Here is a 20,648-nt window from a genome sequence, read left to right as displayed (position 1 = left end):
CCGTTGAGCCAGGTGGGGCACCGCGCGGGCGGCCGTCAGATCGCGCAGCTGGCGTTGCCCGCGCTGGGCGTGCTGGCCGCCGAGCCGCTGTACCTGCTGTTCGACATCGCCGTGGTGGGCCGGCTGGGGGCGATATCGCTGGCGGGTCTGGCTATCGGCAGTCTGGTGCTCGGCCTGGTTGGTTCCCAGGCGACGTTTTTGTCCTACGGCACCACAGCGCGCGCGGCGCGTCGTTACGGTGCCGGCAACCGGGTGGCCGCGGTCACCGAAGGTGTACAGGCGACCTGGTTGGCGTTGGGTCTGGGCGCGTTGGTCGTCGTCGTGGTGGAAGCCACCGCGACGCCGCTGGTGTCGGCGATCGCTTCTGGCGATGGCATCACCGCGGCGGCCTTGCCGTGGCTGCGGATCGCGATCCTGGGCACGCCGGCGATCCTGGTCTCGCTCGCCGGCAACGGCTGGCTGCGCGGCGTGCAGGACACCGTGCGACCGCTGCGGTATGTGGTCGCCGGCTTCGGGTCGTCGGCTCTGCTGTGCCCGCTGCTGGTTTACGGTTGGCTGGGGTTGCCCCGCTGGGGGTTAACCGGCTCGGCGGTGGCCAATCTGGTGGGGCAGTGGCTGGCGGCGCTGCTGTTTGCCGGTGCGTTACTGGCCGAGCGGGTGTCGCTGCGGCCGGACCGCGCCGTGCTGGGCGCCCAGCTGATGATGGCGCGGGACCTGATCGTGCGGACCCTGGCCTTCCAAGTTTGTTATGTCTCGGCTGCGGCGGTGGCCGCGAGGTTCGGCGCTGCCGCGCTCGCGGCCCACCAGGTCGTGTTGCAGTTGTGGGGTCTTCTTGCGCTGGTTCTTGATTCGCTAGCGATTGCGGCGCAGTCGCTGGTCGGTGCCGCGTTGGGTGCCGGTGATGCCGGGCACGCTAAGGCGGTGGCATGGCGGGTGACGGCGTTTTCGCTGTTGGCGGCGGGAATTTTGGCAGCGGCGTTAGGGCTAGGCTCCTCGGTGCTGCCCGGGCTATTCACCGACGATCGATCGGTACTCGCCGCGATCGGGGTGCCGTGGTGGTTCATGGTAGTCCAATTGCCTTTTGCGGGAATTGTTTTCGCAGTTGACGGGGTGCTGCTGGGCGCGGGCGACGCCGCGTTCATGCGGACGGCGACGGTGGCGAGTGCGTTGGTGGGCTTTTTGCCGCTTGTCTGGTTGTCGCTGGCGTATGGCTGGGGGCTGGCGGGTATCTGGTCGGGACTGGGCACGTTTATCGTGCTGCGGCTGATATTCGTCGGATGGCGGGCGTACAGCGGTCGGTGGGCGGTGACGGGCGCGGCGTAGCTGGCCGACATTGCCGTGACGGCGGTGATTGGTTCATCGACCGTGGCGGCAAACTCGCCGACAGAATACGGAGCTACACTGCGCCGATGGCGGCGCCGCAACGAGCACGGCTTCGGTCATCGAAAGAGCGCGTGCGCGATTATGCGCTGTTCGTCGTGTTGGTCGGCCCCAATGTGGCGCTATTGCTGCTGTTCGTCTATCGCCCGTTGGCCGACAACATCCGGCTGTCGTTCTTCGACTGGAACGTCTCCGATCCGTCGGCCCGATTTGTGGGGTTATCCAACTACACCGAGTGGTTCACCCGGTCGGACACCCGCCAGATCGTGTTCAACACGGCGGTTTTCACCGGTGCCGCGGTGGTCGGCTCGATGGTGCTGGGGTTGGCGCTGGCGATGCTGCTCGATCGACCGTTGCGTGGACGAAACCTGGTGCGCTCCACTGTTTTCGCGCCGTTCGTGATCTCCGGTGCCGCTGTCGGCCTGGCCGCCCAGTTCGTCTTCGACCCGCATTTCGGTCTGATTCAAGACCTGTTGCGCCGGATCGGGGTCGGGGTGCCCGACTTTTACCAGGATGCGCGCTGGGCGTTGTTCATGGTGACCATCACCTACGTCTGGAAGAACCTCGGCTATACCTTCGTGATCTATCTGGCCGCGTTGCAGGGGGTACGCCGAGATCTGTTGGAGGCGGCCGAAATCGACGGCGCCAGCCGGTGGGCCGTGTTCCGTCGAGTGCTGTTGCCGCAGCTGCGGCCGACCACGTTTTTCTTGTCGATCACCGTGCTGATCAACTCGCTGCAGGTGTTCGATGTGATCAACGTGATGACCCGGGGCGGGCCGGAGGGCACCGGCACCACCACCATGGTGTACCAGGTGTATGTGGAGACGTTCCGCAATTTCCGGGCCGGTTATGGCGCCACGGTGGCCACGATCATGTTCCTGGTGCTGCTGGCCGTGACGTACTACCAGGTGCGGGTGATGGATCGGGGGCAGCGGCAGTGACGCCGGATCGGCTCCGTAGCAGCGTTGGCTACGCGGCCATGTTGCTGGTGGTCACGCTGATTGCCGGGCCGTTGCTGTTCGTGTTCTTCACCTCGTTCAAGGATCAGCCCGACATCTATGCGCAGCCCACCAGTTGGTGGCCGCTGCGCTGGTACCCGCAGAACTACCGCACGGCCACCGAGCAGATTCCGTTCTGGACGTTTCTGCGCAACTCGCTGATCATCACGTCGGTGCTGGCGGTGGTGAAGTTCACGCTCGGTGTGCTCAGCGCCTTTGGCTTGGTGTTTGTCCGGTTCCCGGGCCGCACGGCGGTGTTTTTGGTGATCATCGCCGCGTTGATGGTGCCCAACCAGATCACCGTGATTTCCAACTACGCGCTGATCTCACACCTGGGCCTGCGCAACACCTTTGCCGGCATCATCCTGCCTCTGGCGGGGGTGGCGTTTGGAACCTTCTTGATGCGCAACCACTTTCTGTCGCTGCCCGCCGAGATCATCGAGGCGGCCCGGATGGACGGCGCGCGGTGGTGGCAACTGCTGCTGCGGGTGGTGTTGCCGATGTCGCGGCCCACCATGGTCGCCGTCGGTGTCATCACCGTGGTCAACGAATGGAACGAATACCTGTGGCCGTTCCTGATGTCCGACGACGAATCGGTGGCACCACTGCCGATAGGTCTGACGTTTCTGCAGCAGGCCGAGGGTGTGACGAACTGGGGCCCGGTGATGGCGGTGACGCTGTTGGCGATGCTGCCGATCTTGCTGGTCTTCATCGCCTTGCAGCGGCAGATGATAAAGGGCCTCACCTCGGGCGCGGTCAAGGGATAGGCATGGACCCGCTGAACCGCCGACAATTCCTCGCGCTGGCCGCTGCCGCCGCCGGCGTGACCGCCGGCTGCGCCGGGATGGGCGGCGGCGGTTCGGTGAAGTCCGGTTCCGGCCCAATCGACTTCTGGTCCAGTCATCCCGGCCAATCCAGCGCGGCGGAACGGGAGCTGATCGGTCGTTTCCAGGACCGATTCCCCACTCTGTCGGTCAAGCTGATCGACGCCGGCAAGGACTACGACGAGGTGGCACAGAAATTCAATGCGGCGCTCATCGGAACCGACGTGCCCGACGTCGTTTTGCTCGACGACCGATGGTGGTTCCATTTCGCCCTCAGCGGTGTTCTCACTGCCCTTGACGACCTGTTCGGCCAAGTTGGGGTGGACACAACGGATTACGTCGATTCGCTGCTGGCCGACTATGAGTTCAACGGCCGCCATTACGCTGTGCCGTATGCTCGCTCGACGCCGCTGTTCTACTACAACAAGGCGGCGTGGCAACAGGCCGGCCTACCCGACCGCGGACCGCAATCCTGGTCAGAGTTCGACGAGTGGGGTCCGGAGTTACAGCGCGTGGTCGGCGCCGGTCGATCGGCGCACGGCTGGGCTAACGCCGACCTCATCTCGTGGACGTTTCAGGGACCGAACTGGGCATTCGGCGGTGCCTACTCCGACAAGTGGACATTGACATTGACCGAGCCCGCCACGATCGCGGCCGGCAACTTCTATCGGAACTCCATCCATGGCAAGGGTTATGCGGCGGTCGCCAACGATATTGCCAACGAGTTCGCCACCGGAATCCTGGCCTCGGCCGTGGCATCCACCGGCTCGCTGGCCGGCATCACCGCATCTGCCCGATTCGACTTCGGCGCCGCACCGCTGCCCACGGGCCCGGACGCAGCGCCCGCCTGTCCGACGGGCGGTGCGGGGCTGGCGATACCGGCCAAGCTCTCCGAGGAGCGAAAAGTCAACGCGCTCAAGTTCATCGCATTCGTCACCAACCCGACGAACACCGCCTACTTCAGCCAGCAAACCGGCTATCTGCCGGTGCGCAAGTCCGCCGTCGACGATGCCAGCGAACGGCACTATCTGGCGGACAATCCCCGTGCGCGGGTGGCGCTCGACCAGCTGCCACACACCCGGACACAAGACTACGCACGGGTTTTCCTGCCCGGTGGTGACCGGATCATCTCCGCCGGCCTGGAATCCATCGGGCTGCGCGGAGCCGACGTGACCAAGACCTTCACGAACATCCAAAAACGGTTGCAGGTCATCCTGGATCGGCAGATCATGCGGAAGCTGGCGGGGCATGGCTAACGTTCAGTACTCTGCTGTCACCCAGCGCTATCCCGGCGCCGACGCGCCGACCGTCGACAACTTGGACCTCGACATCGCCGACGGGGAGTTTCTGGTTCTGGTCGGTCCGTCCGGTTGCGGCAAGTCCACCACGCTGCGCGTGCTGGCCGGGCTGGAACCCATTGAGAGCGGGCGCATCAGCATCGGCGACGTGGATGTGACGCATCTGCCGCCGCGGGCGCGTGACGTGGCGATGGTGTTCCAGAACTACGCGCTGTACCCGAACATGACGGTGGCCGCCAACATGGGGTTCGCGCTGCGAAACGCCGGGATGTCGCGCGCGGACACCCGCCGGCGGGTGCTGGAAGTCGCCGACATGCTGGAGCTGACGGATCTGCTGGACCGCAAGCCCGCCAAGCTCTCCGGCGGGCAGCGGCAGCGGGTGGCGATGGGCCGGGCGATCGTGCGCCGGCCCCGGGTGTTCTGCATGGACGAGCCGCTGTCGAATCTGGACGCCAAGCTGCGGGTGAGCACCCGCTCACAGATCTCCGGATTGCAGCGTCGGTTGGGCACCACCACCGTCTACGTCACCCACGATCAGGTGGAGGCGATGACGATGGGCGACCGGGTGGCGGTGCTCAAAGACGGTGTGCTGCAACAGGTTGACACGCCGAGGGCGCTGTATGACGACCCGGTCAACACGTTTGTCGCCACGTTCATCGGCGCGCCGGCGATGAACCTCATCGACGCCGCCGTCGCCCACGGTGTGGTGCGGGCACCGGATTTGGCGATACCGGTTCCGGACCCGGCGGCCGAGCGGGTGCTGGTCGGCGTGCGGCCGGAGTCCTGGGACGTGGCATCGATCGGCACCCCGGGATCGTTGACCGTGCACGTCGAGTTGGTGGAGGAGCTCGGCTTCGAATCCTTCGTCTACGCAACGCCGGTCGACCAGCGGGGCTGGTCGTCACGCGCACCGCGCATCGTGTTCCGCACCGACCGGCGTACCGCGGTGCGGGTGGGTGAGTCGTTGGCGATCGTGCCGCACTCGCAGGAGGTGCGCCTCTTCAACAGCCGCACCGAGACCCGGCTTCGCTGAAGGGCTGATGGCGGCGACCCGTCCCCCGCACGCGGGAGGTACCCCCAGCACCCGGCTTCGCCGCGCTTGCGATCGCCGCTAACGCACCTGCGCGCGGCCGCGCTGCAGCACGGCTTCGCGGTTGGCGGCGATGGTATCGCCGCTAGTGCGAAATTGCTTGGCCGCGCAGGCTTCCAGCCACAGCCCGGCGGCGGTCTGAGACTCGTCGATGCGGTGGTAGGACGCCAGCAATGCCCGCACCGCGTTCTGGTTGTTGCCGACGATCGACGCCGCCACCCGGCGGGCGGTGGGCAGCAGCTGGTCGTGGGCCACCACCTCGGTGACCAGGCCGGCCCGCAACGCGTCGGTCGCGGACAGGTAGTCGCCGGTCAGGCTCATCCGCCGGGCCAGGCCGATGCCGACCTTTTGCGGCAAGCGTACGCTGAGTCCCCAGGTGGGCAGCAGGCCCACCCGGGCGTGGGTGTCGGCGAAGCGGGCGTGCTCGGAGGCGATCAGGATGTCGCAGTACAGCGCCAGTTCGAGCCCGCCGGTGACCGCGGCGCCGTTGATCGCGCCGATCACCGGCTTGGTCATGGCCGGCCACCGCGGTGAGATGTCCGGCAGCGCGGTCTGCCCGGCCAGCTCCTTGAGGTCCAGTCCGGCGCAGAACACCGGATCGGCGCCGGTGAGGATGACGACGTCGATGTCGTCGTCGGCCTCGGCGTCGGCCAACGCCGCGAAAAACCGATCCCGTAGCGCCGCCGAGAGCGCGTTGCGGGACTGCGGCCGGTTGAGGGTGAGGGTTCGCACCCGTTCGTCGGTGTCGATCAGCAGGATGTCGTCGGTCATTCGATCACCGTAACAGGACCGTTAGACTGTCCTGATGACCAGAAAAATGACCGCTACGGAGGTGAAGGCGAAGATCCTCTCCTTGCTTGATGAAGTGGCCCAGGGCGAGGAGATCGAGATCACCAAACACGGCCGCACCGTGGCCCGGCTGGTGGCAGCGACGGGGCCGCACGCGCTGAAGGGTCGATTCTCGGGTGTGGCGATGGCGGCCGTGGATGACGACGAACTCTTCACCACCGGGGTTTCGTGGAACGTTTCATGACGACGGTGCTGCTCGACTCGCATGTGGCCTACTGGTGGTCGGCCGAGCCGCAGCGTCTCAGCATGGCGGCGAGCCAGGCCATCGAACACGCCGACGAGCTCGCCGTCGCCGCGATTTCGTGGTTCGAGCTGGCTTGGCTTGCCGAACAGGAACGCATCCAACTGGCGATTCCGGTGCTGTCCTGGCTTCAGCAGCTGGCCGAGCACGTTCGCACCGTCGGTATCACGCCCTCGGTCGCCGCCACGGCGGTGGCGCTGCCCTCGTCGTTCCCCGGCGATCCGGCCGACCGGTTGATCTACGCCACCGCGATCGAACACGGCTGGCGGCTGGTGACCAAGGACCGGCGGCTACGCAGTCATCGGCACCCACGACCGGTCACCGTCTGGTAGCCGCGCCTATCGTTGAGGGCATGTGCCGCAACATCACCGAACTGCGCGGGCTGCAACCCCCGGCCACGCCCGTCGAGATCGCGGCGGCGGCGCGCCAGTATGTGCGCAAGGTCAGTGGCATCACGCACCCGTCGGCGGCCACCGCCGAGGCGTTTGAGGCCGCCGTCGCCGAGGTGACCGCGACGACGACGCGGTTGCTGGACGCCCTGCCGCCCCGGCGGCAGCCGCCGAAGACCGTCCCGCCGTTGCGCCGACCCGACGTGGCTGCCCGGCTCGCGGGATCGCGGTGACGCCAGCGCTGAAGGAGTGGAGCGCGGCGGTGCACGCGCTGCTGGACGGCCGGCAGACGGTGCTGCTGCGTAAGGGCGGGATCGGCGAGAAGCGCTTCGAGGTGGCGGCCCACGAGTTCTTGTTGTTCCCGACGGTCGCGCACAGCCACGCCGAGCGGGTTCGCCCCGAGCACCGCGACCTGCTGGGCCCGGCGGCCGCCGACAGCACCGACGAGTGTGTGCTACTGCGGGCCGCAGCGAAAGTTGTTGCCGCACTGCCGGTTAACCGGCCAGAGGGTCTGGACGCCATCGAGGATCTGCACATCTGGACCGCCGAGTCGGTGCGCGCCGACCGGCTCGACTTTCGGCCCAAGCACAAACTGGCCGTCTTGGTGGTCTGCGCGATCCCGCTGGCCGAGCCGGTCCGGCTGGCGCGTAGGCCCGAGTACGGCGGTTGCACCAGCTGGGTGCAGCTGCCGCTGACGCCGCAGCTGGCGGAGCCGGTGCACGACGAGGCCGCGCTGGCCGAGGTCGCCGCCCGGGTCCGCGAGGCCGTGGGTTGAGTTTTTGAGCCGAGGCGCATCGCCTGGGTGACTGGTCCGAGCAACGCGTCAGTGCATCCTGGTCCCACTTGATTTCAGGGGTGACGTTCTTGGCGACTCTCCGGCGCGTCGGCCGGTCGTCCGCGAAGCGCGTTTTGTCTCTCGCCGTTGCACCGCATCGCCGCCAGCCCGTACAGGGCACTTGAGTTTGGAACGGGTTTCGTACTGTCACTGACCGAAGCCCGTTCCTAAATCAAGTGATTTCTTGAGTTTGAACATTGTTGCGTACAGATATAGTATAGTTTCCGGTGTGAATTCAAGTTCGGTGGTGAGCCCAGCCGGCGCCGATCGGCGCATCCCCACGTGGGCGTCACGGGTGGTGTCCGGCCTCGCTCGCGATCGGCCCGTAGTCGTCACGAAAGAGGATCTGACGCAACGGCTTACAGAGGCTGGGTGTGGACGCGACCCCGACTCCGCCATCCGCGAACTGCGCCGCATTGGGTGGCTGGTCCAACTGCCGGTGAAAGGCACCTGGGCATTCATTCCCCCCGGCGAGGCCGCCATCTCGGACCCGTATCTACCGCTGCGCTCGTGGCTGGCCCGTGACCAGAACGCGGGCTTCATGCTGGCCGGTGCATCCGCAGCGTGGCACCTCGGATACCTGGACCGCCAACCCGACGGCCGCATCCCGATCTGGCTGCCGCCGGCCAAAAGGCTGCCCGACGGCCTAGCATCGTATGTGTCCGTCGTGCGCATCCCCTGGAACGCGGCGGACACCGCACTGCTGGCTCCGCGTCCCGCGTTGCTGGTCCGGCGGCGGCTCGACCTCGTCGCGTGGGCGACCGGGTTACCGGCGCTAGGACCAGAAGCATTACTTGTGCAAATCGCCACGCGCCCGGCCTCGTTCGGGCCGTGGGCCGACCTTGTCCCCCACCTTGACGACCTCGTCGCCGACTGCAGTGACGAGCGCCTGGAGCGTCTACTGTCGGGCCGGCCGACATCGGCCTGGCAGCGTGCAAGCTACCTGCTGGACTCGGGCGGTGAACCGGCACGAGGCCAGGCGCTGCTGGCCAAGCGGCACACCGAAGTGATGCCGGTGACTCGATTCACCACCGCGCACAGCCGCGACCGTGGCGAGAGTGTCTGGGCTCCCGAGTATCAGCTTGTCGACGAGCTCGTCGTACCGCTGCTGCGCGTGATCGGCAAGGCGTGACTGTGGCCGGTCTGACCCGTGCGCTCGTTGCGCGTCACGCTCTTGGTCGGGCCGAGGCATACGACGCCGCTCTGCTCGACGTCGCCCAGGACCACCTGCTGTACCTGCTGTCGCAGACCGTCCAGTTCGGCGATAACCGCCTGGTGTTCAAAGGCGGTACCAGCTTACGGAAGTGCCGGCTGGGCAACGTCGGGCGGTTCTCCACTGATCTGGACTTCAGCGCGCCCGACGATGAGGTCGTGCTGGAGGTGTGCGAGCTGATCGACGGCGCCCGTGTCGGCGGCTTCGAATTCGGCGTGCAGAGCACACGAGGCGACGGCCGGCATTGGCAGTTGCGGGTGCGGCACACGGAATTGGGCGAGCCCCGGATCGTCGCCAGCGTCGAGTTCGCACGGCGGCCGTTGGCTTTGCCGTCTGAGCTGCTCGCATTCATCCAGTTGCCGATCCATAAGGCTTACGGTTTTGGGCTGCCGACACTGCCGGTCGTGGCAGAAGCGGAAGCCTGCGCAGAGAAACTCGCGCGGTACCGCCGCGTTGCGCTGGCACGGGACCTGTACGACCTGAACCACTTCGCCTCGCGAACGATTGACGAACCGCTCGTGCGGCGGCTGTGGGTGCTCAAGGTGTGGGGTGATGTCGTCGATGACCGGCGCGGCACCCGGCCACTACGCGTCGAAGACGTCCTCGCCGCCCGCAGCGAGCACGACTTCCAGCCCGACTCGATCGGCGTGCTGACCCGTCCTGTCGCTATGGCTGCCTGGGAAGCTCGCGTTCGGAAGCGATTTGCGTTCCTCACTGACCTCGACGCCGACGAGCAGCGGTGGGCCGCCTGCGACGAACGGCACCGCCGCGAAGTGGAGAACGCGCTGGCGGTGCTGCGGTCCTGATCAACCTGCCGGCGATCGTGCCGTTCCGCTGGCACGGTTGCGGCTGGACGCGGCTGAATCGACTAGATGAGAGCAGTTGGGCACGAATCCGGCTGTGGTGGTGAGCAAGACACGAGTACTGTCATCACTATTGGATGCACTGGATGACCGGCCTGATTCAGCAGGACCAATGGAACTTCCCGGGGCAAAACGTCTCGGAGATGATCGGCGTCCCCTCGGAACCCTGCGGTGCTGGCGTCATTCGGACATCGGTCCGGCTCGCGGGATCGTGGTGACGCCAGCGCTGAAGGAGTGGAGCGCGGCGGTGCACGCGCTGCTGGACGGCCGGCAGACGGTGCTGCTGCGTAAGGGCGGGATCGGCGAGAAGCGCTTCGAGGTGGCGGCCCACGAGTTCTTGTTGTTCCCGACGGTCGCGCACAGCCACGCCGAGCGGGTTCGCCCCGAGCACCGCGACCTGCTGGGCCCGGCGGCCGCCGACAGCACCGACGAGTGTGTGCTACTGCGGGCCGCAGCGAAAGTTGTTGCCGCACTGCCGGTTAACCGGCCAGAGGGTCTGGACGCCATCGAGGATCTGCACATCTGGACCGCCGAGTCGGTGCGCGCCGACCGGCTCGACTTTCGGCCCAAGCACAAACTGGCCGTCTTGGTGGTCTGCGCGATCCCGCTGGCCGAGCCGGTCCGGCTGGCGCGTAGGCCCGAGTACGGCGGTTGCACCAGCTGGGTGCAGCTGCCGCTGACGCCGCAGCTGGCGGAGCCGGTGCACGACGAGGCCGCGCTGGCCGAGGTCGCCGCCCGGGTCCGCGAGGCCGTGGGTTGACTGGGCGGCATCGCTTGGGTCTGAGCTGTACGCCCAGTCGGCGCTGCGAGTGATCTGCTGTCGGTTCGGTCCCTGCTGGCGTCAATTGACGGCGCGGGCAACAGCAGCATTGGCGGCGCCATCCTCCGCGCGGCCGGCGCCCACCGCTACAACCCCGGCTCGTTAGGAAGCCATCCCTTGGCTGCTCGCCGAGGCGGCATCAGAAGGACGGATCTGCTACGTCGGAGTGGCCAGCCCCGAGGCCGACATCGCGCGAGTGCGGCGGAATCAGGCTTGACCTGGATTTCACCAACGCTTATTCTGGTGGGCTTTTCTCACCGAGGAGATCGCCGGATGACGGAACACTTGTCGCGATTGACGCTGACTCTAGAGGTTGATGCCCCGCTCGAACGCGCGAGGGTGGCGACCCTGGGGCCGCATCTTCATGGCGTCCTCATGGAGTCGATCCCGGCCGATTATGTGCAGACCCTCCACACCGTGCCGGTGAACCCGTACAGTCAGTACGCGCTGGCCCGCTCGACCACATCTTTGGAGTGGAAGATCAGCACGCTGACGAACGAGGCGCGGCAGCAGATCGTCGGACCTATCAACGACGCGGCGTTTGCGGGTTTTCGGCTCCGTGCGAGCGGGATAGCGACACAGGTCACGTCGCGATCGCTGGAGCAGAACCCGCTAAGTCAATTCGCGCGCATTTTCTACGCGCGGCCCGAGACGCGCAAGTTCCGGGTCGAGTTCCTGACGCCTACCGCATTCAAGCAATCCGGCGAGTACGTGTTCTGGCCGGATCCGCGGCTCGTGTTTCAGAGTCTCGCGCAGAAGTACGGTGCAATTGTCGACGGCGAAGAGCCCGATCCTGGCCTCATCGCCGAATTCGGTCAGTCGGTTCGCCTCTCCGCGTTCCGGGTGGCGTCGGCCCCGTTCGCGGTGGGCGCGGCGCGTGTTCCCGGCTTCACCGGCTCGGCCACGTTCACCGTCCGCGGTGTGGATACTTTTGCGAGCTATATCGCGGCGCTGTTGTGGTTCGGGGAGTTCTCGGGATGCGGAATAAAGGCATCCATGGGGATGGGCGCGATCCGGGTCCAGCCACTGGCACCGAGGGAAAAATGCGTACCGAAGCCATGAACCCGCAACTCATCGAGGCCATAATCGGCTGCCTCTTGCACGACATTGGCAAACCGGTCCAGCGCGCGGCGCTCGGCTACCCGGGCAGGCACAGTGCGATTGGCCGCGCTTTTATGAAGAAGGTGTGGTTGCGCGACAGCCGCAATCCGTCGCAGTTCACCGACGAGGTGGATGAGGCTGACATTGGGGTCTCCGACCGCCGCATTCTCGACGCGATCAGCTATCACCACAGTTCTGCGCTGCGTACGGCGGCCGAGAATGGCCGCCTTGCCGCCGATGCGCCGGCCTACATCGCCTACATCGCCGACAATATCGCGGCCGGAACCGACCGCCGCAAGGCCGACTCCGACGACGGCCATGGTGCGAGCACTTGGGATCCGGACACGCCCCTGTATTCGATGTTCAACCGATTCGGCTCCGGCACAGCGAATCTGGCATTTGCCCCGGAGATGCTCGACGACCGCAAGCCGATCAATATACCGTCGCCACGCCGGATCGAATTCGACAAGGACCGCTACGCCGCCATCGTCAACAAACTTAAAGCCATTCTGGTCGACCTCGAACGTTCCGACACCTACCTCGCCAGCCTCCTCAACGTCCTCGAGGCGACGCTGTCGTTCGTGCCGTCCTCGACCGACGCGTCCGAGGTCGTCGACGTCTCACTCTTCGACCACCTGAAGCTGACGGGTGCGCTCGGCGCCTGCATCTGGCACTACCTACAAGCCACCGGACAAAGCGACTTCAAGTCAGCGCTGTTCGACAAGCAGGACACCTTCTACAACGAAAAAGCCTTCCTGCTCACAACTTTCGACGTCTCAGGCATCCAGGACTTCATCTACACGATCCATTCCTCGGGTGCCGCGAAGATGCTGCGTGCCCGCAGCTTCTACCTGGAGATGCTGACCGAGCATCTCATCGACGAGCTACTTGCGCGGGTGGGTCTCAGCCGCGCGAATCTCAACTACTCCGGCGGCGGGCACGCGTACCTGCTGCTGCCCAACACGGAGTCCGCGCGGAAATCCGTCGAACAGTTCGAGCGTGAGGCCAACGACTGGCTGCTGGAAAACTTCGCAACCCGGCTCTTCATCGCCACGGGCAGCGTACCGCTTGCCGCGAACGACCTGATGCGTCGGCCGAACGAGAGTGCGAGCCAGGCAAGTAACCGCGCCCTCCGCTACAGCGGGCTCTACCGTGAGTTGAGCGAGCAACTTTCCGCGAAGAAGCTCGCCCGATACAGCGCTGACCAACTGCGGGAACTCAACTCGCGCGATCACGACGGTCAGAAAGGTGACCGGGAATGCAGCGTGTGCCACACGGTCAACCGCACGGTCAGCGCCGACGACGAGCCAAAGTGCAGCCTGTGCCAAGCGCTGACCGCTGCGTCTTCGCAGATTCAATCCGAGTCTCGCCGCTTCCTACTCATCTCTGACGGCGCCACCAAAGGTCTGCCCCTGCCGTTCGGCGCCACACTCACGTTCTGTAGCCGAGCCGACGCCGATAAGGCACTCCAGCAACCCCAAACCCGAAGGCGGTACGCGAAGAACAAGTTCTTCGCCGGCGAGTGTTTGGGCACCGGGCTCTGGGTGGGCGACTACGTCGCACAGATGGAGTTCGGTGACTACGTGAAGCGTGCGAGCGGAATCGCGCGCCTCGGGGTTCTGCGCCTTGACGTCGATAACCTGGGCCAGGCATTCACGCACGGCTTCATGGAGCAAGGCAACGGCAAGTTCAACACGATTAGCCGCACGGCCGCGTTCTCCCGGATGCTGTCGTTGTTCTTCCGGCAGCACATCAACTACGTGTTGGCACGCCCGAAACTGCGCCCGATCACCGGCGATGACCCGGCGCGGCCCCGCGAGGCCACGATCATCTACTCCGGTGGCGATGACGTCTTCGTCGTGGGCGCGTGGGACGACGTCATCGAGTTCGGGATCGAGCTTCGGGAGCGGTTCCACGAATTCACCCAGGGCAAACTCACCGTGTCGGCTGGCATCGGCATGTTCCCCGACAAGTACCCCATCTCCGTGATGGCCCGCGAAGTCGGAGATCTCGAAGACGCGGCGAAGTCGCTGCCCGGCAAGAACGGGGTTGCACTCTTCGATCGCGAGTTCACCTTCGGCTGGGATGAGCTGCTCAGCAAGGTGATCGAGGAGAAGTACCGGCACATCGCCGACTATTTCAGTGGCAACGAAGAACGCGGCATGGCCTTCATCTACAAGCTGCTCGAACTACTCGCCGAACGCGACGATCGAATCACAAAGGCCAGATGGGTGTACTTCCTCACGCGCATGCGTAACCCCACCGGTGACACAGCGCCTTTTCAGCAGTTTGCTAACCGGCTACACCAATGGTTCCAAGATCCGACAGACGCCAAGCAACTCAAGACCGCGCTGCACCTCTACATCTATCGCACTCGCAAGGAGGAGTCCGAATGAGCGTCATCCAAGACGACTATGTGAAACAGGCCGAAGTAATTCGCGGCCTGCCAAAGAAAAAGAACGGCTTCGAGCTGACCACAACCCAGCTGCGGGTGCTACTCAGCCTGACCGCACAGCTCTTCGACGAGGCGCAGCAGAGCGCCAACCCCACGCTCCCGCGTCAGCTGAAGGAGAAGGTCCAGTACCTGCGGGTCCGGTTCGTCTACCAGTCCGGGCGTGAAGACGCGGTTAAGACATTCGTCCGAAACGCGAAACTCCTAGAAGCGCTGGAAGGGATAGGCGATAGCCGCGACGGGCTGCTGCGATTCTGCCGGTACATGGAAGCCCTAGCCGCATACAAGAAGTACCTCGATCCGAAGGACAAGTGAGACAACCCAATGACTACGAGCTACGCCAAGATCGAGATAACCGGGACACTGACCGTCCTGACGGGCCTGCAGATCGGGGCCGGCGATGGCTTCTCCGCCATCGGCGCGGTCGACAAGCCTGTCGTTCGTGATCCGCTGAGCAGGCTGCCGATGATTCCGGGTACCAGCCTGAAGGGCAAGGTCCGCACCTTGCTGTCCCGCCAATACGGCGCCGACACAGAAACGTTTTACAGGAAGCCGAATGAGGACCACGCCCATATCCGTCGGCTTTTCGGCGACACCGAGGAGTACATGACGGGCCGACTCGTCTTCCGCGACACGAAGCTCACCAACAAAGACGACCTCGAAGCCCGCGGCGCTAAGACTCTCACCGAGGTGAAATTCGAGAACGCCATCAACCGGGTGACCGCAAAGGCAAACCTTCGCCAGATGGAACGCGTGATCCCCGGCAGCGAGTTCGCGTTCTCACTTGTCTACGAGGTCTCCTTCGGCACCCCCGGCGAGGAACAGAAGGCGTCTCTGCCTTCCTCTGATGAGATCATCGAGGACTTCAACGCCATCGCGCGCGGCCTGAAGTTGCTCGAACTCGACTACCTCGGCGGCAGCGGAACCCGTGGCTACGGGCAGGTCAAGTTCAGCAACCTGAAAGCCCGCGCCGCAGTCGGCGCCCTCGACGGTTCTCTGCTGGAGAAGCTAAACCATGAACTCGCGGCTGTTTAGGTTCGACTTCGACCGCACACACTTCGGCGACCACGGCCTCGAGTCGTCCACGATTAGCTGCCCCGCGGACACCCTCTACTCTGCGCTTTGCGTTGAAGCGCTACGGATGGGTGGCCAGCAGCTGCTTGGCGAACTCGTTGCGTGCTCGACGCTGCGGTTGACCGATCTGCTGCCCTATGTGGGGCCCGATTACCTGGTTCCCAAGCCCCTGCACAGCGTTCGGTCCGACGGCTCAAGTATGCAGAAGAAGCTGGCGAAGAAGATCGGCTTTCTTCCCGCTGCCCAGCTTGGCAGCTTCCTCGATGGCACGGCCGACCTGAAAGAACTCGCGGCGCGGCAGACCAAGATCGGTGTCCACGCCGTGTCAGCGAAGGCAGCGATCCACAACGGAAAGAAAGACGCCGACCCGTACCGTGTCGGCTACTTCCGGTTCGAGCTGGACGCGGGTCTGTGGTTGCTGGCGACCGGATCCGAGTCCGAGCTCGGCCTACTCACCAGGCTGTTGAAAGGGATCTCCGCGCTGGGCGGCGAACGGACAAGCGGGTTCGGAGCGTTTAACCTTACCGAGTCAGAAGCACCCGCCGCACTCACGCCGACAGTCGACGCGGCCAGTCTGATGACGCTCACGACATCCCTACCCACGGACGACGAGCTCGAAGCCGCACTCGCCGGCGCGACGTACCGCCTCGTCAAGCGCAGTGGATTCGTCGCGTCGAGCACATACGCTGACATGCCCCTGCGCAAACGCGACATCTACAAATTCGCCGCCGGCTCGGTCTTCTCGCGACCCTTCCAAGGAGGCATCCTCGACGTCAGCCTGGGCGGAAACCATCCGGTCTACAGCTACGCGCGACCGCTATTTCTCGCACTCCCGGAGTCCGCCGCATGAACACCTACCTGAAGCCGTTCGAACTCACGCTGCGGTGCCTGGGGCCGGTGTTTATCGGATCCGGCGAGAAGCGGACCTCGAAGGAGTACCACGTGGAGGGCGACCGGGTCTACTTCCCGGACATGGAACTTCTTTACGCAGACATTCCGGCTCACAAGAGGAAGTCTTTCGAAGCGTTCGTCATGAACACCGATGGGGCACAGGCGACGGCGCCACTCAAAGAGTGGGTAGAGCCAAACGCGGTCAAGCTGGATCCTGCTAAGCATCGAGGTTACGAGGTGAAGATCGGGTCGATCGAACCGCGACGTGCATCTCGTGGTCGAGGCGGGCGCATGACTCGAAAGAAGCTTACGCTCAACGAGATTCACGCTTTCATCAAAGACCCTCTTGGAAGGCCCTACGTGCCGGGTTCGACTGTCAAGGGAATGCTTCGCAGCATCTACCTGCAGTCGCTTGTGCATAAGCGGACGGCCCAACCTGTTCGTGTTCCGGGACACCAGACGCGGGAGCACCGGCAGTACGGCGAAAGGTTTGAGCGGAAGGAGTTGCGCAAATCGGGGCGCCCCAACACCCGTCCGCAAGACGCGGTCAACGACCTGTTTCAGGCGATCAGGGTCACCGACTCACCTGCACTGAGAACAAGCGATCTGCTGATCTGCCAGAAGATGGACATGAATGTCCACGGCAAGCCTGATGGCCTGCCGCTCTTCCGGGAATGTTTGGCGCCGGGAACCTCAATCTCGCACCGCGTGGTGGTCGACACCAGTCCCACCGCTCGCGGCGGCTGGCGTGAGGGCGAGCGGTTCCTTGAAACGCTGGCCGAGACAGCCGCGTCCGTGAATCAGGCGCGTTACGCGGAGTACAGAGCCATGTACCCTGGCGTGAACGCGATAGTTGGCCCAATTGTCTATCTGGGCGGCGGAGCCGGCTATCGGAGCAAGACCTTTGTCACCGACCAAGACGACATGGCGAAGGTGCTCGACGCCCAGTTCGGGAAGGTAGTCAAGCACGTCGACAAGACGCGCGAACTACGCGTCTCACCACTTGTCTTGAAGCGAACCAAGATCGACAACATATGCTACGAGATGGGTCAGTGCGAGCTGTCGATCAGGAGAGCCGAATGATCCTGTTCTCGCCTATCGGAACTGCGGACCCGATCACCGCGCTCGGCGACGGCCCGATGCTACACATCGTCCGCCACTATCGACCAATAGTTGTCGTGCTATTCCTCAGCGCCGAGATAGCTGCCTTTGAGAACGCGGACCGGCGGTACTCCGCGGCAATCACGCGGCTCGCGCCTGAGACCGACGTTCGCATAGTCACCTATACCAACCCGTCGGTGCACAGGTTCGACCTTTTCGTGCCGGTTTTCCGCAACCACCTGGTTGAACTGTCGGCTGAGTTCCCTGATCGAACCATTCTGCTGAATACCAGTTCCGGCACCCCTGCGATGCAGGCGGCGCTGGTGGCCATAAATGTGTTTGGCATTCCCAGGACCACCGCTGTGCAAGTAAGCACGCCTGCCCGGGCATTGAGCAAGCCTGGCGATCGTGAATCCCCAGACGCTTACGACCTCGAACTAATGTGGGACGCAAACGACGACAATCAGCCTGGAGCCCCCAACCGTTGCTTTGAGGCGACTTCCGCTGCGCTCGGCGCGCTGCTTGAGCGGGCCAACCTGAAGCAGCTGATCGTGTCGTACGACTACTCGGCAGCAGTGACGATCGCGGCAGACTCGCGCCTGCCCGATCAAGTGAGCAATCTGATCCGCGGCGCGATGCACCGCTCGAGGCTGGAACACCTCGTAGCGCCAAAGTTCTTTAAGGACACCGCGTTCACGTATGACCCCGCGAACAAGGTCGCTGAGTACATAAGTGCTCTTGCGCTGCTGGCAAAGCGCGAGCAATGGGCTGAATTCGCACGATCAGCTACCCCGGCAATCACTATCGTGCTCAGGGCGGCTGTGGCAAAACACCTTCCGGAGGACCGCTATCTCGACGACATGGGCCGCGTCGACCGCCGAAAGCTGGAAAGAGAGCCGGAGATACGGTGCGCGCTCAAGCACCCTCCGAAATCGCCAAACGCGGAGTGGTACCTCTACACCAAGGACTGGCTCGCACTGCTCCGCCAATTCGCACCCGATCGAGTTGGTGCTCTTGAAGTACTCGGAAGGTTCGAGAGCCGGGTCCGCAACACCGCAGCACACGAGATCGTCTCAATCAGTGAGGATCGCATCACGAAGGATGGCGGCCTTCTCCCAGAACAACTGCTGAAGATCCTCGCCCGCGAAACAGGCGCTGATTTGACGCTCTATGACCGGTTGAACGACGAGATCATCCGGCAGATTGATATGGCACCGCTGGGCTAACAGGTGCGCAAGATGGTGCAGCTGTATGTCTCGGACTCCGTGTCGCGGATCAGCTTTGCCGACGGCCGGGTGATCGTGTGGAGCGAGGAGCTCGGCGAGAGCCAGTATCCGATCGAGACGCTGGACGGCATCACGCTGTTTGGGCGGCCGACGATGACAACGCCCTTCATCGTTGAGATGCTCAAGCGTGAGCGCGACATCCAGCTCTTCACGACCGACGGCCACTACCAGGGCCGGATCTCAACACCCGACGTGTCATACGCGCCGCGGCTCCGTCAGCAAGTTCACCGCACCGACGATCCTGCGTTCTGCCTGTCGTTAAGCAAGCGGATCGTGTCGAGGAAGATCCTGAATCAGCAGGCCTTGATTCGGGCACACACGTCGGGGCAAGACGTTGCTGAGAGCATCCGCACGATGAAGCACTCGCTGGCCTGGGTCGATCGATCGGGCTCCCTGGCGGAGTTGAACGGGTTCGAGGGAAATGCCGCAAAGGCATACTTCACCGCGCTGGGGCATCTCGTCCCGCAGGAGTTCGCATTCCAGGGCCGCTCGACTCGGCCGCCGTTGGACGCCTTCAACTCGATGGTCAGCCTCGGCTATTCGCTGCTGTACAAGAACATCATAGGGGCGATCGAGCGTCACAGCCTGAACGCGTATATCGGTTTCCTACACCAGGATTCACGAGGGCACGCAACGTTGGCGAGCGACCTCATGGAGGTATGGCGGGCGCCGATCATCGATGACACCGTACTTCGATTGATCGCGGACGGTGTGGTCGACACCCGGGCTTTCAGCAAGAACTCCGACACGGGGGCCGTCTTCGCGACACGGGAAGCCACACGATCCATCGCGCGCGCCTTTGGTAATCGAATCGCACGAACCGCCACCTACATCAAAGGCGATCCTCACCGATACACCTTTCAGTACGCCCTCGACTTGCAACTGCAAAGCCTCGTGCGTGTTATCGAAGCCGGGCACCCGTCGCGGCTCGTCGATATCGATATCACCTCCGAGCCATCCGGAGCCTAAATGCCCACTCGCAGCCGTGAGGAGTACTTCAATCTCCCGCTCAAAGTGGACGAGTCCAGCGGCACTATAGGCAAGATGTTCGTCCTCGTAATATACGACATCAGCGACAACCGGCGGCGGGCTTCACTTGCGAAGATCCTGGCCGGGTTTGGCTATCGCGTCCAAGAGTCCGCATTCGAAGCGATGCTGACGAAGGGCCAGCTCGCGAAACTAGTTGCACGTATCGACCGCTTCGCCATCGACTGCGACAACATCCGGATCTATAAGATAAGAGGTGTTGCGGCAGTTACGTTCTACGGAAGGGGACGGCTTGTCAGCGCAGAGGAGTTTGTGTTCTTTTGACATCATCAGCAGGCATTGTTACCACACGCTGGACGAATTGTCCATAGAGTCGTCAGACCCAAAACCCCGAGAGGGGACGGAAACTTAAAACCGTGTTGCACTGCAACCCGGAATTCTTGCACGTCGTCAGACCCAAAACCCCGAGAGGGGACGGAAACCATAGAGGGTCGCCGGCTCTGGATCACGCTCCCCTAGTCGTGTCGTCAGACCCAAAACCCCGAGAGGGGACGGAAACTCGCGGCGCGGCATGGCACGGCAGGCGTGGCTAGGGGGTCGTCAGACCCAAAACCCCGAGAGGGGACGGAAACATGTGCGCCGTCGCCGTAAGTGCCCCACGGCCCGTGTCGTCAGACCCAAAACCCCGAGAGGGGACGGAAACATTTCGACGACAATTCGTTGACCACGAATTTTCAGAGTCGTCAGACCCAAAACCCCGAGAGGGGACGGAAACACATCCCACGCGTTACCGCTGGCGCGCATCATTCATCGAGTCGTCAGACCCAAAACCCCGAGAGGGGACGGAAACCCATATCGGGGACGGCGACGCTGCGAGAGGACACGCCGAGTCGTCAGACCCAAAACCCCGAGAGGGGACGGAAACTACACCACGCGTCGTGCCATCAGTCAGCGTC

The 20,648-nt window shown here is 64.1% G+C and carries 22 protein-coding genes and 1 CRISPR repeat array (1 of these 23 cut by a window edge); of the genes, 21 read left to right on the top strand and 1 reads right to left on the bottom strand.

Annotation, left to right across the window (positions count from 1 at the left end):
- Window positions 1-3 precede the first annotated feature (3 nt).
- The 5 genes from FF952_RS14975 to FF952_RS14955 all read left to right on the top strand — a co-directional run bounded on the left by FF952_RS14975 (window position 4) and on the right by FF952_RS14955 (window position 5,533).
- The gene (locus tag FF952_RS14975) at window positions 4-1,323 is read left to right on the top strand and encodes an MATE family efflux transporter (protein ID WP_003414506.1); all 1,320 of its coding nucleotides are present in this window, start codon (window positions 4-6) and stop codon (window positions 1,321-1,323) included.
- 86 nt (window positions 1,324-1,409) lie between these two features.
- Window positions 1,410-2,321 (top strand): carbohydrate ABC transporter permease, encoded by a 912-nt coding sequence (locus FF952_RS14970; RefSeq protein WP_003414505.1) that lies wholly within the window; start codon window positions 1,410-1,412, stop codon window positions 2,319-2,321.
- Window positions 2,318-3,145: a carbohydrate ABC transporter permease gene (locus FF952_RS14965; RefSeq protein ID WP_003414504.1), complete on the top strand. Its 828-nt coding sequence runs from the start codon at window positions 2,318-2,320 to the stop codon at window positions 3,143-3,145. Before FF952_RS14970 ends, FF952_RS14965 begins: the two co-directional genes overlap by 4 nt.
- Before the next feature lie 2 nt (window positions 3,146-3,147).
- Window positions 3,148-4,458, top strand: coding sequence for an ABC transporter substrate-binding protein (locus FF952_RS14960; RefSeq protein WP_003414501.1), 1,311 nt, complete (start codon window positions 3,148-3,150; stop codon window positions 4,456-4,458).
- Window positions 4,451-5,533 (top strand): ABC transporter ATP-binding protein, encoded by a 1,083-nt coding sequence (locus FF952_RS14955; protein WP_003414499.1) that lies wholly within the window; start codon window positions 4,451-4,453, stop codon window positions 5,531-5,533. The genes FF952_RS14960 and FF952_RS14955 overlap by 8 nt, the downstream gene beginning before the upstream one ends.
- 78 nt (window positions 5,534-5,611) lie before the next feature.
- Here the strand turns inward: FF952_RS14955 and FF952_RS14950 are convergent, their stop codons facing one another.
- Entirely contained in the window at window positions 5,612-6,361 is a 750-nt protein-coding gene (locus FF952_RS14950; protein WP_003414497.1) for an enoyl-CoA hydratase, read from the bottom strand.
- A 46-nt stretch (window positions 6,362-6,407) separates the two neighbouring features.
- Here FF952_RS14950 and FF952_RS14945 point away from each other — a divergent pair, with 46 nt between their 5' ends.
- The 16 genes from FF952_RS14945 (at window position 6,408) to cas2 (ending at window position 20,016) form a co-directional block, all read left to right on the top strand.
- A complete protein-coding gene (locus FF952_RS14945) occupies window positions 6,408-6,623 on the top strand; it encodes a type II toxin-antitoxin system Phd/YefM family antitoxin (protein ID WP_003414495.1) in 216 nt (71 codons plus the stop codon).
- Window positions 6,620-7,012: a type II toxin-antitoxin system VapC family toxin gene (locus tag FF952_RS14940; RefSeq protein WP_003414492.1), complete on the top strand. Its 393-nt coding sequence runs from the start codon at window positions 6,620-6,622 to the stop codon at window positions 7,010-7,012. The genes FF952_RS14945 and FF952_RS14940 overlap by 4 nt, the downstream gene beginning before the upstream one ends.
- Before the next feature lie 20 nt (window positions 7,013-7,032).
- On the top strand, window positions 7,033-7,302 hold the full coding sequence (locus FF952_RS14935) for a DUF2277 domain-containing protein (protein ID WP_003414489.1): 270 nt from the start codon (window positions 7,033-7,035) through the stop codon (window positions 7,300-7,302).
- Window positions 7,299-7,844, top strand: coding sequence for a DUF1802 family protein (locus FF952_RS14930; RefSeq protein ID WP_003904931.1), 546 nt, complete (start codon window positions 7,299-7,301; stop codon window positions 7,842-7,844). The genes FF952_RS14935 and FF952_RS14930 overlap by 4 nt, the downstream gene beginning before the upstream one ends.
- A gap of 304 nt (window positions 7,845-8,148) precedes the next feature.
- A complete protein-coding gene (locus tag FF952_RS14925) occupies window positions 8,149-9,036 on the top strand; it encodes a type IV toxin-antitoxin system AbiEi family antitoxin (protein WP_003414414.1) in 888 nt (295 codons plus the stop codon).
- Between the two features lie 2 nt (window positions 9,037-9,038).
- Window positions 9,039-9,923 (top strand): nucleotidyl transferase AbiEii/AbiGii toxin family protein, encoded by an 885-nt coding sequence (locus FF952_RS14920; protein WP_003414409.1) that lies wholly within the window; start codon window positions 9,039-9,041, stop codon window positions 9,921-9,923.
- A 271-nt stretch (window positions 9,924-10,194) separates the two neighbouring features.
- Window positions 10,195-10,740, top strand: coding sequence for a DUF1802 family protein (locus FF952_RS14915; protein WP_003904931.1), 546 nt, complete (start codon window positions 10,195-10,197; stop codon window positions 10,738-10,740).
- Between the two features lie 333 nt (window positions 10,741-11,073).
- Window positions 11,074-11,862, top strand: coding sequence for a CRISPR-associated endoribonuclease Cas6 (cas6, locus tag FF952_RS14910; protein ID WP_003917092.1), 789 nt, complete (start codon window positions 11,074-11,076; stop codon window positions 11,860-11,862).
- Window positions 11,859-14,297 (top strand): type III-A CRISPR-associated protein Cas10/Csm1, encoded by a 2,439-nt coding sequence (gene cas10, locus FF952_RS14905; protein ID WP_003900580.1) that lies wholly within the window; start codon window positions 11,859-11,861, stop codon window positions 14,295-14,297. The genes cas6 and cas10 overlap by 4 nt, the downstream gene beginning before the upstream one ends.
- Window positions 14,294-14,668 (top strand): type III-A CRISPR-associated protein Csm2, encoded by a 375-nt coding sequence (gene csm2, locus FF952_RS14900; RefSeq protein ID WP_003414296.1) that lies wholly within the window; start codon window positions 14,294-14,296, stop codon window positions 14,666-14,668. Before cas10 ends, csm2 begins: the two co-directional genes overlap by 4 nt.
- Window positions 14,669-14,677: 9 nt before the next feature.
- On the top strand, window positions 14,678-15,388 hold the full coding sequence (csm3, locus tag FF952_RS14895) for a type III-A CRISPR-associated RAMP protein Csm3 (RefSeq protein ID WP_003414292.1): 711 nt from the start codon (window positions 14,678-14,680) through the stop codon (window positions 15,386-15,388).
- Window positions 15,369-16,277 (top strand): type III-A CRISPR-associated RAMP protein Csm4, encoded by a 909-nt coding sequence (gene csm4, locus FF952_RS14890; RefSeq protein WP_003414288.1) that lies wholly within the window; start codon window positions 15,369-15,371, stop codon window positions 16,275-16,277. The genes csm3 and csm4 overlap by 20 nt, the downstream gene beginning before the upstream one ends.
- Complete coding sequence (gene csm5 / locus FF952_RS14885) at window positions 16,274-17,401, top strand: type III-A CRISPR-associated RAMP protein Csm5 (RefSeq protein ID WP_003414285.1); 1,128 nt, start codon at window positions 16,274-16,276, stop codon at window positions 17,399-17,401. The genes csm4 and csm5 overlap by 4 nt, the downstream gene beginning before the upstream one ends.
- Window positions 17,398-18,645, top strand: coding sequence for a type III-A CRISPR-associated CARF protein Csm6 (gene csm6 / locus FF952_RS14880; RefSeq protein WP_003899494.1), 1,248 nt, complete (start codon window positions 17,398-17,400; stop codon window positions 18,643-18,645). Before csm5 ends, csm6 begins: the two co-directional genes overlap by 4 nt.
- 12 nt (window positions 18,646-18,657) lie before the next feature.
- Window positions 18,658-19,674, top strand: a complete 1,017-nt coding sequence (gene cas1 / locus FF952_RS14875; protein ID WP_003414279.1) for a CRISPR-associated endonuclease Cas1 — start codon at window positions 18,658-18,660, stop codon at window positions 19,672-19,674.
- Window positions 19,675-20,016 carry a CRISPR-associated endonuclease Cas2 gene (gene cas2 / locus FF952_RS14870; protein WP_003414276.1) on the top strand — a complete coding sequence of 114 codons (342 nt, stop codon included), beginning with the start codon at window positions 19,675-19,677 and terminating at the stop codon, window positions 20,014-20,016.
- Between the two features lie 48 nt (window positions 20,017-20,064).
- Window positions 20,065-20,648: a CRISPR direct-repeat array (repeat unit 36 nt; unit sequence GTCGTCAGACCCAAAACCCCGAGAGGGGACGGAAAC); it runs 1,730 nt beyond the window's last position.

The organism is Mycobacterium tuberculosis complex sp. N0072 (assembly GCF_030323725.1).
GTDB lineage: Bacteria > Actinomycetota > Actinomycetes > Mycobacteriales > Mycobacteriaceae > Mycobacterium > Mycobacterium tuberculosis.
Note: the sequence above shows the minus strand (reverse complement) of the source record. Positions and strands in the feature narration are given on the sequence as shown.

Excerpts from the sequence above, each read along its gene's own strand:
- FF952_RS14970 (WP_003414505.1), top strand. The coding sequence starts at position 1,410 with ATGGCGGCGCCGCAACGAGCACGGCTTCGGTCATCGAAAGAGCGCGTG.
- FF952_RS14960 (WP_003414501.1), top strand. The coding sequence starts at position 3,148 with ATGGACCCGCTGAACCGCCGACAATTCCTCGCGCTGGCCGCTGCCGCC.
- FF952_RS14955 (WP_003414499.1), top strand. The coding sequence starts at position 4,451 with ATGGCTAACGTTCAGTACTCTGCTGTCACCCAGCGCTATCCCGGCGCC.
- FF952_RS14950 (WP_003414497.1), bottom strand. The coding sequence starts at position 6,361 with ATGACCGACGACATCCTGCTGATCGACACCGACGAACGGGTGCGAACC.
- FF952_RS14945 (WP_003414495.1), top strand. The coding sequence starts at position 6,408 with ATGACCGCTACGGAGGTGAAGGCGAAGATCCTCTCCTTGCTTGATGAA.
- FF952_RS14940 (WP_003414492.1), top strand. The coding sequence starts at position 6,620 with ATGACGACGGTGCTGCTCGACTCGCATGTGGCCTACTGGTGGTCGGCC.
- FF952_RS14935 (WP_003414489.1), top strand. The coding sequence starts at position 7,033 with ATGTGCCGCAACATCACCGAACTGCGCGGGCTGCAACCCCCGGCCACG.
- cas6 (WP_003917092.1), top strand. The coding sequence starts at position 11,074 with ATGACGGAACACTTGTCGCGATTGACGCTGACTCTAGAGGTTGATGCC.
- cas10 (WP_003900580.1), top strand. The coding sequence starts at position 11,859 with ATGAACCCGCAACTCATCGAGGCCATAATCGGCTGCCTCTTGCACGAC.
- csm2 (WP_003414296.1), top strand. The coding sequence starts at position 14,294 with ATGAGCGTCATCCAAGACGACTATGTGAAACAGGCCGAAGTAATTCGC.
- csm3 (WP_003414292.1), top strand. The coding sequence starts at position 14,678 with ATGACTACGAGCTACGCCAAGATCGAGATAACCGGGACACTGACCGTC.
- csm4 (WP_003414288.1), top strand. The coding sequence starts at position 15,369 with ATGAACTCGCGGCTGTTTAGGTTCGACTTCGACCGCACACACTTCGGC.
- csm5 (WP_003414285.1), top strand. The coding sequence starts at position 16,274 with ATGAACACCTACCTGAAGCCGTTCGAACTCACGCTGCGGTGCCTGGGG.
- csm6 (WP_003899494.1), top strand. The coding sequence starts at position 17,398 with ATGATCCTGTTCTCGCCTATCGGAACTGCGGACCCGATCACCGCGCTC.
- cas1 (WP_003414279.1), top strand. The coding sequence starts at position 18,658 with ATGGTGCAGCTGTATGTCTCGGACTCCGTGTCGCGGATCAGCTTTGCC.
- cas2 (WP_003414276.1), top strand. The coding sequence starts at position 19,675 with ATGCCCACTCGCAGCCGTGAGGAGTACTTCAATCTCCCGCTCAAAGTG.